15 protein-coding genes are annotated in these 13643 nt (G+C 67.5%); 8 read left to right on the top strand and 7 right to left on the bottom strand.

The window, feature by feature from the left end:
• Positions 1–32 precede the first annotated feature (32 nt).
• Entirely contained in the window at positions 33–1001 is a 969-nt protein-coding gene (locus tag FHT32_RS22845) for a tripartite tricarboxylate transporter substrate binding protein (protein ID WP_176666884.1), read from the top strand.
• Positions 1002–1017: 16 nt separating this feature from the next.
• On the opposite strand, the gene FHT32_RS22840 is transcribed toward FHT32_RS22845, so the two are convergent.
• Both FHT32_RS22840 and FHT32_RS22835 read right to left on the bottom strand, forming a co-directional pair.
• Positions 1018–1164 carry a hypothetical protein gene (locus FHT32_RS22840; RefSeq protein ID WP_176666883.1) on the bottom strand — a complete coding sequence of 49 codons (147 nt, stop codon included), beginning with the start codon at positions 1162–1164 and terminating at the stop codon, positions 1018–1020.
• A gap of 170 nt (positions 1165–1334) precedes the next feature.
• Entirely contained in the window at positions 1335–1901 is a 567-nt protein-coding gene (locus tag FHT32_RS22835) for a LuxR C-terminal-related transcriptional regulator (protein WP_176666882.1), read from the bottom strand.
• 104 nt (positions 1902–2005) lie between these two features.
• Here FHT32_RS22835 and FHT32_RS22830 point away from each other — a divergent pair, with 104 nt between their 5' ends.
• The 3 genes from FHT32_RS22830 (at position 2006) to FHT32_RS22820 (ending at position 4597) form a co-directional block, all read left to right on the top strand.
• On the top strand, positions 2006–2809 hold the full coding sequence (locus FHT32_RS22830) for a CoA transferase subunit A (protein ID WP_176666881.1): 804 nt from the start codon (positions 2006–2008) through the stop codon (positions 2807–2809).
• A gap of 1 nt (position 2810) precedes the next feature.
• Positions 2811–3449, top strand: a complete 639-nt coding sequence (locus FHT32_RS22825) for a 3-oxoacid CoA-transferase subunit B (protein WP_019652014.1) — start codon at positions 2811–2813, stop codon at positions 3447–3449.
• A 74-nt stretch (positions 3450–3523) separates the two neighbouring features.
• Complete coding sequence (locus FHT32_RS22820) at positions 3524–4597, top strand: DUF4241 domain-containing protein (protein ID WP_176666880.1); 1074 nt, start codon at positions 3524–3526, stop codon at positions 4595–4597.
• 3 nt (positions 4598–4600) lie between these two features.
• Here FHT32_RS22820 and FHT32_RS22815 read toward each other — a convergent pair whose 3' ends face one another.
• A complete protein-coding gene (locus tag FHT32_RS22815) occupies positions 4601–5770 on the bottom strand; it encodes a pyridoxal phosphate-dependent aminotransferase (RefSeq protein ID WP_176666879.1) in 1170 nt (389 codons plus the stop codon).
• Between the two features lie 42 nt (positions 5771–5812).
• Positions 5813–6772 (bottom strand): LysR family transcriptional regulator, encoded by a 960-nt coding sequence (locus FHT32_RS22810; RefSeq protein WP_176666878.1) that lies wholly within the window; start codon positions 6770–6772, stop codon positions 5813–5815.
• 161 nt (positions 6773–6933) lie between these two features.
• Here FHT32_RS22810 and FHT32_RS22805 point away from each other — a divergent pair, with 161 nt between their 5' ends.
• From FHT32_RS22805 to mmsB, 4 genes are all read left to right on the top strand, one after another.
• On the top strand, positions 6934–8457 hold the full coding sequence (locus FHT32_RS22805) for a CoA-acylating methylmalonate-semialdehyde dehydrogenase (RefSeq protein ID WP_176666877.1): 1524 nt from the start codon (positions 6934–6936) through the stop codon (positions 8455–8457).
• 103 nt (positions 8458–8560) lie between these two features.
• Complete coding sequence (locus FHT32_RS22800) at positions 8561–9715, top strand: acyl-CoA dehydrogenase family protein (RefSeq protein WP_176666876.1); 1155 nt, start codon at positions 8561–8563, stop codon at positions 9713–9715.
• Positions 9716–9744: 29 nt separating this feature from the next.
• Positions 9745–10860 carry an enoyl-CoA hydratase/isomerase family protein gene (locus FHT32_RS22795; protein ID WP_176666875.1) on the top strand — a complete coding sequence of 372 codons (1116 nt, stop codon included), beginning with the start codon at positions 9745–9747 and terminating at the stop codon, positions 10858–10860.
• A 39-nt stretch (positions 10861–10899) separates the two neighbouring features.
• Positions 10900–11796: a 3-hydroxyisobutyrate dehydrogenase gene (gene mmsB, locus FHT32_RS22790; protein WP_176666874.1), complete on the top strand. Its 897-nt coding sequence runs from the start codon at positions 10900–10902 to the stop codon at positions 11794–11796.
• A gap of 24 nt (positions 11797–11820) precedes the next feature.
• On the opposite strand, the gene FHT32_RS22785 is transcribed toward mmsB, so the two are convergent.
• The 3 genes from FHT32_RS22785 to FHT32_RS22775 form a co-directional block, all read right to left on the bottom strand.
• Positions 11821–11985, bottom strand: a complete 165-nt coding sequence (locus FHT32_RS22785; RefSeq protein ID WP_176666873.1) for a hypothetical protein — start codon at positions 11983–11985, stop codon at positions 11821–11823.
• A gap of 157 nt (positions 11986–12142) precedes the next feature.
• Positions 12143–12583 (bottom strand): hypothetical protein, encoded by a 441-nt coding sequence (locus FHT32_RS22780; RefSeq protein WP_176666872.1) that lies wholly within the window; start codon positions 12581–12583, stop codon positions 12143–12145.
• A gap of 52 nt (positions 12584–12635) precedes the next feature.
• Positions 12636–13562, bottom strand: a complete 927-nt coding sequence (locus FHT32_RS22775; protein ID WP_176666871.1) for a LysR family transcriptional regulator — start codon at positions 13560–13562, stop codon at positions 12636–12638.
• Positions 13563–13643: the final 81 nt, after the last annotated feature.

Below are 13643 nucleotides of genomic sequence, written 5' to 3'. Positions count from 1 at the left end.
GCCAGCAAATACAAAACCACCGGAGACAAACCATGAAACCCATCCACCGCCTGATCGCGGTCGGCCTCGCGCTGTCCGCTTCGGCTGCGGGCGCTGCCGACGCCTGGCCCTCGAAACCGATCACGATGGTCGTGCCGACCGCGCCGGCGGGCTCGACCGACATCATGGCGCGCCTCGTCGGTGAGCCCCTGCAGCGCGCGCTGGGCCAGCCCGTCGTGGTCGACAACAAGCCCGGCGCGAGCGGCAACATCGGCACTGAGTTCGTGGCGCGCGCCGCGCCCGACGGCTACACGCTGCTGATGCAGTACTCGGGCTACCACGTGGGCAACCCGTCGCTCTACCCGAACATCAAGTGGAGCCCCACCAAGGACTTCGTGCCGGTGGCGATGGTGATGCGCGCGCCGCACGTGGTCGCGGTGAGCGGCAAGCTGCCGGTGAAGTCGATGAAGGAGCTCATCGAGTACGGCAGGAAGAAGGAGGGTGGGCTGTTCTATGCCTCCTCGGGCAACGGCTCGATCCAGCACATCGCGGGCGAGTTGCTGTCGCGGCAGGCGAAGCAGGCGATGACGCACGTGCCCTACAAGGGCTCGGGGCCGGCGATCAACGACCTGATCTCGGGCAACGTGGACATGTTCATCACCACGCCGCCCTCCGTCATCGGCCACTTCGCGGGCGGGCGCATCAAGCCGCTGGCGTACACGGGCAGCAAGCGTCATCCGTCGATGCCCGACGTGCCGACCTCGGCCGAGGCGGGGCTGCCGGGCTACGAGGTCGAGTCGTGGTTCGCGGTGTTCGCGCCTGCGAAGACGCCGCCGGAAGTCGTCAACAGGCTCGGCGCCGAGCTGCGCAAGATCGTCGAGAGCGAGGCCTTCCGCAAGAAGGTGGACGAGCAGGGCGCCTTCGCGACCTACATGGACTCGCCGACGCTCGCGAAATTCGTCGACCAGGAACTGGCGACGTGGTCGAAGGTGATCAAGTCGGCGGACATCAAGCCCGATTGATTCCGGGCGCGGCTGGCTACAGCCTGACGTTGATGATCGACAGGATGATCGCGGACAGCGTCATCGCAACCGGCAGCTGCCGCACCGCGAGCGCGTGGGCGCGGGCGACCGAGGCCTGGGTCTGCAGCAGGAGGCTGCGTTCGGAATGGATGGGTGTGGACATTTCGGACTCCTGTGTGTTGCGGGCTTCTTGCCCCGGATGGCCTCCACGATAGGCCTCGTGGCGCGCCGCGGCACAGGCGTTTCGTCGACACGGCGTTTCCGTTTTCGCAACGATGGGATGGCCGCCGGACGGAACTTCGGCCGGGGCTTTCGAGTCGGCGAGCTCGCTGGTCAGCCGGCGATCAGCTTCTGAACCAGCTCCGCCGTGGTCGCGGCCGAGTACTTGCGCATCAGCCGTGCCCGGTGCAGTTCCACCGTGCGGTGGCTGATGCCCAGCGCCTTGCCGATCTCCTTCGAGGTCAGCCCTCGCATCACCTGCGCCGCCACTTCGCGCTCGCGCGGCGTGAGCTCGGCCTTGACGGCTCGGCGCGAGCCCAGGTCCTCGAAGGTCCAGATGCCGGCCTCGTGGGGGGCGTCGCGGTTCATGGCGTGGCCGGTGACGTGGCACCAGAAGGTCTCGTCGGCGATGGCGCCGTGCAGGTTGCCCAGCCGCTTCATCATGCGGTTGTCGGCGTAGTGCCCGCTGGCGTTGAGAAACGGCTCCATGCGCTTGCCGATGCGCTCGAACTCGGCCACGCTGGGGTAGAGGATGCTGAACGAATGCCCGACCAGCGCGGAGGGCGTTGCTCCAAAAATCTCGCAAACGCGCACGTTGCACGCCACGATGGTGCGGTTGCTCGACACCACCATGCCGACGGGGGCGTGTTCAAACGCCAGCCGGTAATCGATCTCGGGCATCGGGGGTCTCCATTACGAAATACTACGTATGCGAGTAGGTAGTATCGTTCAGGGGTTTCCCCACCCTTTCTCACCCACTTTCATTCATCCATCGAGGAGCTCGAGTGAACAAGATTTTTCCCACCGCTGACGCGGCACTCAAGGGGATCGTCGCCGACGGGCAGATGCTCGCGGTCGGCGGCTTCGGCCTCTGCGGCATTCCGGAAGCGCTGATCGACGCGCTCAAGGACTCCGGCGTGCAGAACCTCACCGTCATCTCCAACAACGCGGGCGTCGACGGCTTCGGCCTCGGCAAGCTGCTGGAGACGCGCCAGATCAAGAAGATGATCGCGTCCTACGTCGGCGAGAACAAGGAGTTCGAGCGCCAGTACCTCGCGGGCGAGTTGGCCCTGGAGTTCACGCCCCAGGGCACGCTGGCCGAGAAGCTGCGCGCCGGCGGCGCCGGCATTCCGGCCTTCTTCACCAAGACCGGCGTGGGCACCCAGGTTGCCGAAGGCAAGGAGCTGCGCGAGTTCGACGGCGAAACCTACGTGATGGAACGCTCGCTGGTGCCCGACGTGGCGCTGGTGAAGGCCGACGTGGCCGACAAGTCGGGCAACCTGCGCTTCCGCCTGACGGCGCGCAACTTCAACCCGGCCGCCGCCATGGCCGGCAAGATCTGCATCGTCGAGGTCGAGAAGATCGTGGAAGTGGGCGAGCTGGCTCCCGACGACATCCACCTGCCGGGCATCTACGTGCACCGCATCGTGCTCAACGCCAACCCCGAGAAGCGCATCGAGAAGCGCACCGTGAGCGCATCGGTCGATGCCGCCGCCGCCAAGGTCGAGGCGCAGACCGCCATCGCCGCCGCGGCAGCAGCCGGCAGCGAAGTGCCTGCCAAGGTCGTCAACAAGAAAGAAGGAGCCTGAGATGCCCTGGACCCAAGACCAGATGGCGGCCCGCGCCGCCCAGGAACTCGAGGACGGCTTCTACGTCAACCTCGGCATCGGCATCCCGACGCTGGTGGCCAACCACACCGGCGACAAGGAAGTGTGGCTGCAAAGCGAGAACGGCATGCTCGGCATCGGCCCGTTCCCTACTGAAGATCAGGTCGACGCCGACCTCATCAACGCCGGCAAGCAGACCGTGACCACGCTGCCGGGCTCGGCGATCTTCGGCAGCCACGACAGCTTTGCGATGATCCGCGGCGGCAAGATCAACCTGTCGATCCTCGGCGCCATGCAGGTCAGCACCAAGGGCGACCTCGCCAACTGGATGATCCCCGGCAAGATGGTCAAGGGCATGGGCGGCGCCATGGACCTCGTGGCCGGCGTGAAGCGCGTGATCGTGCTGATGGAGCACGTCGCCAAGAAGAAGGACGGCACCGAGGATCTGAAGATTCTCGAGAAGTGCACCCTGCCGCTGACCGGCGTGGGCGTGGTCGACCGCATCATCACCGACCTGGCCGTGATGGATGTGGTGCCTGAGGGGCTGAAGGTGGTCGAGCTGGCGCCGGGCGTCACCTTCGATGCGCTGCAGGCGAAGACGGGCGCCAAGCTGATCCAGTAAGGGCAGCATCGACACTGCAGTACGCAAGGGCCGCTTTCGCGGCCCTTTGTCATGAGGGGTGAGACACTGGGCGCATGGCTTACCTCGACCTCGAAAATCTGCGCACCATTTTTCTCGACGACGAGGCGCTGCGCGTGCGGCGCCTGCAGCGGCAGTCCTGCGGTTTGCTCCAGATCACGAGCGGCCGCATCGTGGCTTGCGATCCGCTGGTGCAGCCCGAACGCCCGCCGTTCGTGCGCAGCGTCTCCGGCCGAGGCGCTTTCTCCGCGGAGGTGCTTCAGCATGAAGGCCGGCATGCGCTGGCAGTGCTCTGGCTGCGCGATCGCGGCGTACTGCAGCCTGCAGACCTGCATTGGGAGCCCGCGCTGCTCGATGGCCAGTCGCAGGGCGAGCTGGGCGACGACGAGTTCTACGGCTACCCGGTCGACGCAGGCGTCGGCTGCTTCATGGACGCGGACTGCGCGGCCGCCATCGCCGAGCGCGAGGCGCGCGAAACCTCGGCCAATCCCGACTACGGCAGCTACTACGACGACGTGCTCGACGAGGAACTGGGCTCCAAGGACATGGCGGACCACTATCCGCTGGGCGAGGGCAGCGCCAACAACGTGCTGATCTTCAGTTCGGGCTGGGGCGACGGCAGCTATCCGAGCTTCTGGGCGCTCGATGCCGCCGGCGAGCCCGTGGCGCTGGTGACCGACTTCATGACGATGCAGGGCGGCGATGCGCGCAGCGAGGACGACAAGCGCGACGATGCCTATCTGGCGAGCCTCTCGCCCGAAAGGCTCGCCGCGCTCGAAGCCCTCGGCGCGGCGGCGATCAGCGGGGACGCGGCGGCAATCCGGCCGCTGCTCGATGGCGGGCTGGCGGGAGCCAACGACATCATTCCGTCACTCGGCGAAACCGCGCTCTTGAGCGCGATCCGGATGAACCGGCTCGAAGCCTTGCGCGTGCTGTTGGGTACGGCACCGTGTCCCGCCATGCCCGAGCAATTGCACATCGAGGGCAAGGCGGAAAGCTACCTGGCCTTTGCGCGATGGCTCAAAAAGCCGCGCGTGCCGGGGTTGATCGAACTGCTCGAGGGCGCAGAGCCCGCTGCAGCCGCCGATCCCGCCGAAAAGAAGAGCCTCTGGAAGCGCCTCTTTTCGTGAGTGCTAGGCCCCAAGCGCCGCCCGCACCTTGTCTCCCAACCCACGCAGCCGCTCCACCGGTTCGTTGGAAAACACGAAGCGCAGGTACTGCGCCCCATGCGTCTCGCCCCATCCCTTCATCGCGGTGGCGCAGACGCGGTGTGCCAGCAGGCGTTCCGACAGCGTCTGCCCGTCGATGCCGAAATCGCTCGTGCGCAGCAGCAGCGACCAGCCGCCGCCCGGCACGCCGACCGGCAGGCCCTTGAGTTCGTCCAGCACCGCGTCGCGCCGCCGCTCCAGTTCCGCCACGTAGGGCGCGAGCGTGCGGGGCGATTGCTCCAGCGCGGTGGCCACCGCGTCCTGCGCGATGCCGACCGGCACCACCACGTTGGCGAGCGACACGGCAACGAGGTCGGGCATGTAGCTCTCGGGCGCAACGGTCCAGCCCACGCGCCAGCCGATCATGCGCAGTTCCTTGGCCGATGAGCCCACCGTGATGGTGCGCTCGGCCATGCCGGGCAGGCCGGCGGGATGGATGACTTTGCGGCCGTCGTACAGCAGGCGCTCCATCGCGGTGTCGAGGATCAGCGTGATGTCGTGCTGCACGCACAGCGCGGCGATGGCGCGCCAGTCTTCCTCGTCGAAGCAGCCGCCCGTGGGCATCGAGGGCGACATCAGCAGCATGGTGCGCACGCGCGGGCCGACTGCCCGCTGCAGCGCCTCGCGGTCGAGCTTCCATTCGCCGCCCGGCGTGAACTTGAAGGGCACGTACTTCGGCGTGCCGCCGGCGAGGCGGATGCGGTTGAGCAGGCCAGCGTAGGTCGGGTCGGTCACCAGCACCTCGTCGCCGACCTCGACGGTCGCGAGCAGCGCATTGAGGATGCCCGAGAGCCCGCCCGCCGAGATCACGCAGTCGCGCGCGCCGCTGTACGCCACGCCCGAGAGCGCCGACACATGCCGCGCCGCCACGTCGCGCAGCCGCGACTGGCCGACGAAGGGCAGGTAGCTGTTGTCCGGGTCGAACGATGCAGCCTGCACGGTGCGCGCGACGGCCTCGGGGTCGGGCGGGATGTCGACGTCGAGGTTCTCCAGCCGCAGGAAGGGCGGGCCGCTCGCGTCGTCGGCGATGGCGCCCATGCGGTCGACGCCGATGCCGGCGATGTGTTCGAGTCGGGCGGGGCGGTGGCGTGGCATGGGCGTGACTCCTGTCTCCGTGTCAGGGGAATCGGTTGCTCGTTACGGGGTCGGCTTGCGCGGGCGGGCCTGACGTTGCGGCGGGCCGCTCGCCTCATTCTCTTCGCCGGGCGGCAGCAGCAGCAACACCGATTGGCGCTCCTGCACCGTCTCGCGCAGGAAGTTCCACACCGCCTGCATGCGCGCGAGGTGCTTGGTCTCCGCCGGCATCGACATCCAGAAGGTGCGCGTGAAGTTCGCCTGCCCGGGCAGGACGGGGCGCAGCGCGCTGTCGTGTTCGGCAAGGAAGGCCGGCAGCACCGCGATGCCCGCGCCCGCCGCCACCGCGCTGTGCTGCGCGAGCACGCTGGTGCTGCGCAGCGCGAAGGCGTCGGGGCGATGCAGCTCGTCGAGGTACTGCAGCTCCTTGCTGAAGAGCAGGTCGTCCACGTAGCTGATGAAGGTGTGGCCGCGCAGGTCCTCCCGGGTGCGGATCGGTTTGTGCGCCGACAGGTATTGCTTCGACGCGTACAGGCGCAGCGTGTAGTCGGTGAGCTTGGCCACCACCACCGGCCCGCGCGCCGGGCGTTCGAGCGAGATCACGATGTCGGCCTCGCGCCGCGACAGGTGCACCAGGCGCGGCATCGCGAGCAGGTCGATGGTGAGCTTCGGGTGCCGCACGGCGAACGATGCGAGCTGCGGCGCCAGCACCACCGTGCCGAAGCCCTCGGTCGCGCCGATGCGCACCAGGCCCGAGAGGCCTTCCTGCGAGGCCGGCGCGGTGCTCTCGACCGCCTGGAAGGCGCTCTCCATCGCCTCGACCTGCGGCTGCAGCCGCCGGCCCGCCTCGGTGAGCCGGTGGCCGCCGGATTCGCGCGAGAAGAGCGGGGCGCCGACCTCCTTTTCGAGCGCCTGGATCCGCCGCGCCACCGTGGTGTGGTCGACCTCCAGCCGCCGCGCCGCGCTCATCAGCGTGCCCGAGCGGGCCAGCTCCAGGAAGTACCGCAGGTTGTCCCAGTCCATGTGCTTTCGTGCGTCAGGTCGTATCGAGGGGAAGGCTCTGCATTTTTGCAAAGTCGTCGCGCAATTTTGTCTATTGTCATGGCAAATCTGCAAAGCTAGGATGCGTGACCGACCCGGCCTTCCGGGCACCGATTTCACAGGATTCACAGGAGACAAACCCCATGGACGCCACAACCACGCCCTCGACCCAGGTCGCCACCGTCAAGCTGCTGATCGGCGGCAAGCTGGTCGAATCGAAGACCACCGAATGGCGCGACGTCGTCAACCCGGCCACGCAGGAAGTGCTGGCGCGCGTTCCCTTCGCCACGCAGGCCGAACTCGACGCGGCAGTCGCTTCCGCCAAGGAAGCCTTCAAGACCTGGCGCAAGACGCCCATCGGCGCCCGTGCGCGCATCTTCCTGAAGCTGCAGCAGCTCATCCGCGAGAACATGGGCGAGCTCGCCGCGATCCTCACGGCCGAGCAGGGCAAGACGCTACCCGATGCCGAAGGCGACGTGTTCCGCGGCCTCGAAGTGGTCGAGCACGCCTCGAACATCGGCAACCTGCAGCTGGGCGAACTGGCCAACAACGTGGCCAACGGCGTCGACACCTACACGCTGCTGCAGCCGCTGGGCGTGTGCGCCGGCATCACGCCGTTCAACTTCCCGGCCATGATCCCGCTGTGGATGTTCCCGATGGCCATCGTCACCGGCAACACCTTCGTGCTCAAGCCCTCCGAGCAGGACCCGATGGTCACCATGCGCCTGTGCGAGCTGGCGCTCGAAGCCGGCGTGCCGCCGGGCGTGCTGAACGTGGTGCATGGCGGCGAAGCGGTGGTCAACGGCATCTGCGACCACAAGGACATCAAGGCGATCAGCTTCGTCGGCTCCACCAAGGTCGGCACGCACGTCTACAACCGCGCCACGCTGGCCGGCAAGCGCGTGCAATGCATGATGGGCGCGAAGAACCACGCCATCGTGATGCCCGACGCCAACAAGGAGCAGACGCTCAACGCACTGGCCGGCGCGAGCTTCGGCGCCGCGGGCCAGCGCTGCATGGCGGTGTCGGTGGCGGTGCTGGTGGGCGAGGCGCGCAACTGGGTGCCCGAGCTCATCGAGAAGGCGAAGACGCTGAAGGTTGGCGCCGGCGTCGACAAGGGCGTGGACGTGGGCCCGCTGGTTTCGTGTGCCGCCTACGACCGCGTGAACAGCCTCATCGAACGCGGCGAGGCCGACGGCGCCAAGCTGGTGCTCGACGGCCGCAAGCCCACGGTGCCGGGCTACGAGAAGGGCAACTTCGTCGGCCCGACGATCTTCACCGGCGTGAAGCCCGGCATGACGATCTACGACCAGGAAATCTTCGGCCCCGTGCTGTGCGTTGCCGACGCCGAGAACATCGACGAGGCCATCGAGCTGATCAACAGCAACCCCAACGGCAACGGCACGGCGATCTTCACGCAGTCGGGCGCCGCGGCGCGCCGCTTCCAGGAAGACATCGACGTGGGCCAGGTGGGCATCAACGTGCCGATCCCGGTGCCCGTGCCGATGTTCTCGTTCACCGGCTCGCGCGCTTCGAAGCTCGGCGACCTGGGCCCGTACGGCAAGCAGGTCGTGCTGTTCTACACGCAGACCAAGACGGTGACGGCGCGCTGGTTCGACGACAGCACCGTCTCGCACGGCGTGAACACGACCATCAGCCTGAAATAAGCTCGCCCCCAGGCTCCCGGGGCCACATCTGCGATCCGGCAAGGCCGGCTGCGCGATGTCCCCGGAAAGAGGACTCGAGAAATGATCTGCTGTGGGGCACCAATTGGACTTTGAACTTTCCGAGGAGCAGCGCGCCTTCGCCGAGACGGCGCGCGATTTCGCTCAGGCTGAATTCGCACCGCATGCGGCGCAGTGGGACGCGCAAGCCATCTTCCCCAGGGAAGCGATCGCCAAGGCTGGCGAGCTGGGCTTCTGCGGCCTCTATGCGCCCGAGCGCATCGGCGGCCTCGGCCTTCCGCGCCTCGACGCCGCGCTGGTGTTCGAGGAGATGGCGGCGGTCGACCCTTCGACCACGGCCTTCATCACCATCCACAACATGGCGACGTGGATGCTGGGCACCTGGGCGACCGACGAAGTGGCGCAGCAGTGGGGCGAGGACCTGACGGGCGGGCGCAAGCTGGCCTCTTACTGCCTGACCGAGCCGGGCGCCGGATCGGACGCAGGTTCGCTCAAGACGCGCGCCGAACTGCAGGGTGCCGAGTACGTCATCAACGGCGGCAAGGCCTTCATCTCCGGCGCGGGCTCGACCGACGTGCTGGTGCTGATGGCGCGCACGGGCGGCGCCGGTGCGAGCGGCATTTCGGCCTTCGCGGTGCCGGCCGACGCGCCGGGCATCAGCTACGGCAAGAAGGAGCACAAGATGGGCTGGAACAGCCAGCCCACGCGCACCATCAACTTCGACAACGTGCGCATTCCCGCGCAGAACCTGCTGGGCAAGGAGGGCGAGGGATTCCGCATCGCCATGAAGGGGCTGGACGGCGGGCGCATCAACATCGCGACCTGCTCAGTGGGCGCGGCGCAGGGCGCGCTCGACGCCGCGCGCCGCTACCTGCACGAGCGCCAGCAGTTCGGCAAGCCGCTCGCGAGCTTCCAGGCGCTGCAGTTCAAGCTGGCCGACATGGCGACAGAGCTGGTCGCGGCGCGGCAGATGGTGCGGCTCGCGGCATCGAAACTCGATGCCGGCCATGCCGACGCCAGCACCTATTGCGCAATGGCCAAGCGCTTCGCGACCGATGCGGGCTTCAATGTCTGCAACGATGCGCTGCAGCTGCACGGCGGCTATGGCTACCTCGGCGAATTTCCGCTGGAGCGCCTGGTGCGCGATACGCGTGTGCACCAGATCCTCGAAGGCACGAACGAGATCATGCGCGTGATCGTTGCGCGAAAATTGCTGGAAGGGGACAGCGACATCCGCTGAAGTCCCCGCATCCGGAACCCCTCAAGACAATGACAGACAACGTAGTTCTCTTCGACGAAATCAAGACCGCCGGCGGCCAGCGCTTCGCCGTTGCCACGCTCAACGCGCCGGCTTCGCTCAATGCGCTGTCCGTGGACATGGTGCGGCTGCTCACGCCCAAGCTGCGCGAGTGGGCGAGCGACGCCGGCATCGTTGGCGTGCTGCTGCAGGCCGCGGGCGAGAAGGCCTTCTGCGCCGGCGGCGACCTGCGCCAGCTCTACCAGACGCTGCTCGACTGCGGCCCCGAACGCAACACCTACGCCGAGGACTTCTTCCGCGAGGAGTACGAACTCGATTACCTGATCCACACCTTCCCCAAGCCCTTCCTGTGCTGGGGCCACGGCATCGTGATGGGCGGCGGCGTGGGCCTGCTGGCGGGTGCTTCGCATCGCGTGATGACGCTGCAAAGCCGCATCGCCATGCCCGAGATCAATATTGGCCTGTACCCCGACGTGGGCGGCAGCTGGTTCCTGCGCCGCACGCCGGGCCGCACCGGGCTGTTCCTCGCACTCACTGCCGCGAACATCAACGCGGCCGACACCATCTTCTGCGGCCTTGCCGACGTGCTGGTGCCGCAGGAGCGCAAGGGTGAAGTGCTCGAAGCCATCGCCGCCACCCGATGGGCCGGCGACGACAAGGCCGACCGCGCCACGCTGTCGCGCATCCTCGCCAAGGCGGGCGAGGGCGCCGAGAAGCCGGCATCGAAGGTGCGCGAGCACTACGACACCATCAATGCGCTGATGGCGGGCGACGACCTGCTCGACATCTCGAAGCGCCTGCGCGAGCTGCAAAGCGACGACGCATGGCTGCAGACCGCGGCCAAGACCTTCGCCAAGGGCGCGCCCAGCTCGGCCGCGCTGAGCTTCGAGCTGTGGCAACGCGTTCTGCGCATGTCGCTGGCCGAGGTGTTCCGCCTCGAATACTGGGCCTCGCTCGGTTTCTGCGCGCACAAGGACTTCGCCGAAGGCATCCGTGCTGTTCTGGTCGACAAGGACCGCAACCCGCGCTGGAACCCGGCCACGCTCGAAGAGATCACGCCAGCCTTCATCGAAGACCACCTGCGTCCGCGCGGCGAGATGCCCGCAGAGCTGGCGTCGCTGGCCTGAGCTTCACCTTTCCTGCACAGAACAACGGAGACAAGACAAATGAAGATCGCATTCATCGGCCTCGGCAACATGGGTGGCCCGATGGCCATGAACCTGCTCAAGGCCGGCCACACGCTCGCCGCCTTCGACCTCTCGAAGGAAGCCTGCGCCAAGTTCGGCGCCGATGGCCTGCCCATCGCCAGGTCGGCAGTCGAGGCAGTGGCCGATGCCGAGGTCGTCATCAGCATGCTTCCGGCCAGTGCGCACGTCGAAGGCCTGTTCCTGGGCGGCGCGGGCAAGCCCGGGCTGCTGGAGAGCATTCGCGCAGGCTCGCTGGTGATCGACAGCAGCACCATCGCGGCCGCGACCTCGCGCAAGGTGGCCGAGGCGGCGGCTGCGAAGGGCATCGCGATGATCGATGCGCCGGTGTCCGGCGGCACGGGCGGCGCCATCGCGGGCACGCTGACCTTCATGGTCGGCGGCGAGACGCAGGACCTGGAGCGCGCACGCCCGGTGCTCGAGAAGATGGGCGCCAACATCTTCCATGCCGGCGCGGCCGGCGCGGGGCAGACCGCGAAGATCTGCAACAACATGCTGCTGGGCATCCTGATGATCGGCACCTCCGAGGCGCTGGCACTGGGCGTGGCCAACGGGCTCGATCCGAAGGTGCTGTCGGAGATCATGCGCCGCAGCTCGGGCGGCAACTGGGCCCTCGAGAAGTACAACCCGATGCCCGGCGTGATGGAGACCGCACCCGCCTCGAAGAACTACGCCGGCGGCTTCGGCACCGACTTGATGCTCAAGGACCTGGGGCTGGCCCAGGAGAACGCCACCGCCGTGCGTGCCGCCACGCCGCTGGGCGGGCTGGCGCGCAGCCTGTACGCGGCCCACAGTCTTGCGGGCCATGGTGCGCTCGATTTCTCTAGCGTGCTGAAGCTGGTGCAGAAGGCTTCCTGAGCCCGCTGCGTCGATCGACCCGGTTCAGCTGTAGCGCGATTGCAGCAGCCACAGCAGGCCGAGCACGACCACGAGTAGCACGGCGAACAGAACCCAGGCGCGGGTGAATGCCTGCGTTTCGGTGAGTTCGGCCTGCGAGGCCGCCGCGGCGGGCGCGCTGGCGGTTACGTCGGGTTGCGGTTGTGTCATTTCCCCACTGTACAGCGCAGTCTGCCGGCCGGGGCCGGCTTTGCATTGGCATCCATCCGCGACATCGACCGCACGGTGGTGGCCGCCACCATGTTGGCTCCCACGCTGAAGAGGATTGGCGGAAGGTAGCTGCTACCGGTCGGGCGATGCGGCGCGATCAGACGGCGGCGAGAAAGGCGTCCGCGTCGCCACCTTCGCATTTCCAGTCGGCGAAGACGCCGACCAGGCTGCAGCTGGTGCAGCGGCAGCCGAGGTAATACCAGCGCACGTCGTTGCTGTCGGCGTAGAGCGCCACGCCCGACAGCAGCTCGAAGGACTCCTCGCCGCAGACGCATTCGTGGCCCTCGAACTCTGCCTCGTCCGCGTACTCGGCGCTGTCGCCCATCAGATGCACGCTGCCGCAGGCGGTGCAGGTGCGCCGTGCCGCGCCTTCTTCCTCGTCGCTTTCGAGCCTGAACGCGCGGTGGCCGCAGCCGCATGCCGATGCGGCGAAGCGCGTTGCCGCATAGACGTTGGCCTTGCTGTAGCGCTGCATCTCGGCCCGCGTGTCTTCGGGGCCGTCGCCGTACCAGTAGCGGCCTTTCTTCTTCAGAGCCATCGGGTCTTCCTCTTTCCTCTGGTTGGTGTTCGGGGGATTCTGCCGCGCGCCGCTACAACAGCTCGATCCCCGGCAGGCTCTTGAAGCAGCTCTCGCGCGTGACGCGCACGAAGTCGGCGAGCCAGGGCTGTGCCGAGGTGCCCTGCGCGCACGCCATGTAGAGCCGCCCGGTCAGCCCCTTGCTGCCCACGCGGCGCGCCGTGACATAGCCCCGGTCGAGGTAGTTCTGCACCGCCCACAGCGGCAGCGTCGCCACGCCGCGCCCGCTGGCCACCAGCTGCAGCATCGCGACGGTGAGCTCGGTGGTGCGCCTGTGGGCGGGCTCGACGCCGGCGGGGGCCAGCACCTGGCGAACGATGTCGAGCATGTCGTCGGGCACCGGATAGGTGATGAGCGTCTGGTCGGCGAAGTGGCGCGCCGTGAGGTTCGGCCTGGCTGTCAGCGGATGGTCGTTGGCGAGCAGCGCCATGATCTCGAAGCGGAAGAGGGCGTGGTAGTCCACGGTTTCGCCGGGGTCCTGCTCGGACACGATGGCCACTTCGGCGCGGTTCTGCATCACCAGCGCGATAGGGTCGGGGTGGAAGCCCGAGACGATGTCGAGCTCGATCTCGGGCCAGCGCTGGCGGAAGGCGTCCATGGCCGGCATGAGCCAGTCGAAGCAGGTGTGGCACTCGACCACGATGCGCAATTGGCCGCTGCGCCCCAGCGCGAGCCGTGCCACGTCGCGCTCGGCTTCCTCGATCAACGGCAAGGCGGTGTCGGCCAGTTGCAGCAGCCGCAGGCCAGTGGTGCTGAACTGCGGCGGCACCGACTTGCGCTCGAAGAGCTGGGCGCCGTAGCGGTCTTCGAGCAGCTTGACCTGGTGCGACAGGGCCGACTGGGTGAGGTTGAGCAGCTGCGCCGCGCGCACGAGGCTGCCGGTGTCGCGCAGCGCGACGAGCGTGCGCAGGTGGCGGATTTCAAGTATCGATTGCTGCATGAAAAATATTCAATCGAAAGAGCAAAAGGTTTCGTTTGAATCATATGCCTCAAACGCCGACCATCGCTGGCTCACAAGATT

This window comes from Variovorax sp. SG517, from assembly GCF_013376045.1.
Taxonomy (GTDB): domain Bacteria; phylum Pseudomonadota; class Gammaproteobacteria; order Burkholderiales; family Burkholderiaceae_C; genus Variovorax.
This window is presented reverse-complemented; position numbering and strand designations above follow the sequence as displayed.

Excerpts from the sequence above, each read along its gene's own strand:
- FHT32_RS22825 (WP_019652014.1), top strand. The coding sequence starts at position 2,811 with ATGCCCTGGACCCAAGACCAGATGGCGGCCCGCGCCGCCCAGGAACTC.
- FHT32_RS22785 (WP_176666873.1), bottom strand. The coding sequence starts at position 11,985 with ATGACACAACCGCAACCCGACGTAACCGCCAGCGCGCCCGCCGCGGCG.
- FHT32_RS22780 (WP_176666872.1), bottom strand. The coding sequence starts at position 12,583 with ATGGCTCTGAAGAAGAAAGGCCGCTACTGGTACGGCGACGGCCCCGAA.
- FHT32_RS22845 (WP_176666884.1), top strand. The coding sequence starts at position 33 with ATGAAACCCATCCACCGCCTGATCGCGGTCGGCCTCGCGCTGTCCGCT.
- FHT32_RS22775 (WP_176666871.1), bottom strand. The coding sequence starts at position 13,562 with ATGCAGCAATCGATACTTGAAATCCGCCACCTGCGCACGCTCGTCGCG.
- FHT32_RS22805 (WP_176666877.1), top strand. The coding sequence starts at position 6,934 with ATGGACGCCACAACCACGCCCTCGACCCAGGTCGCCACCGTCAAGCTG.
- FHT32_RS22820 (WP_176666880.1), top strand. The coding sequence starts at position 3,524 with ATGGCTTACCTCGACCTCGAAAATCTGCGCACCATTTTTCTCGACGAC.
- mmsB (WP_176666874.1), top strand. The coding sequence starts at position 10,900 with ATGAAGATCGCATTCATCGGCCTCGGCAACATGGGTGGCCCGATGGCC.
- FHT32_RS22840 (WP_176666883.1), bottom strand. The coding sequence starts at position 1,164 with ATGTCCACACCCATCCATTCCGAACGCAGCCTCCTGCTGCAGACCCAG.
- FHT32_RS22815 (WP_176666879.1), bottom strand. The coding sequence starts at position 5,770 with ATGCCACGCCACCGCCCCGCCCGACTCGAACACATCGCCGGCATCGGC.
- FHT32_RS22810 (WP_176666878.1), bottom strand. The coding sequence starts at position 6,772 with ATGGACTGGGACAACCTGCGGTACTTCCTGGAGCTGGCCCGCTCGGGC.
- FHT32_RS22835 (WP_176666882.1), bottom strand. The coding sequence starts at position 1,901 with ATGCCCGAGATCGATTACCGGCTGGCGTTTGAACACGCCCCCGTCGGC.
- FHT32_RS22795 (WP_176666875.1), top strand. The coding sequence starts at position 9,745 with ATGACAGACAACGTAGTTCTCTTCGACGAAATCAAGACCGCCGGCGGC.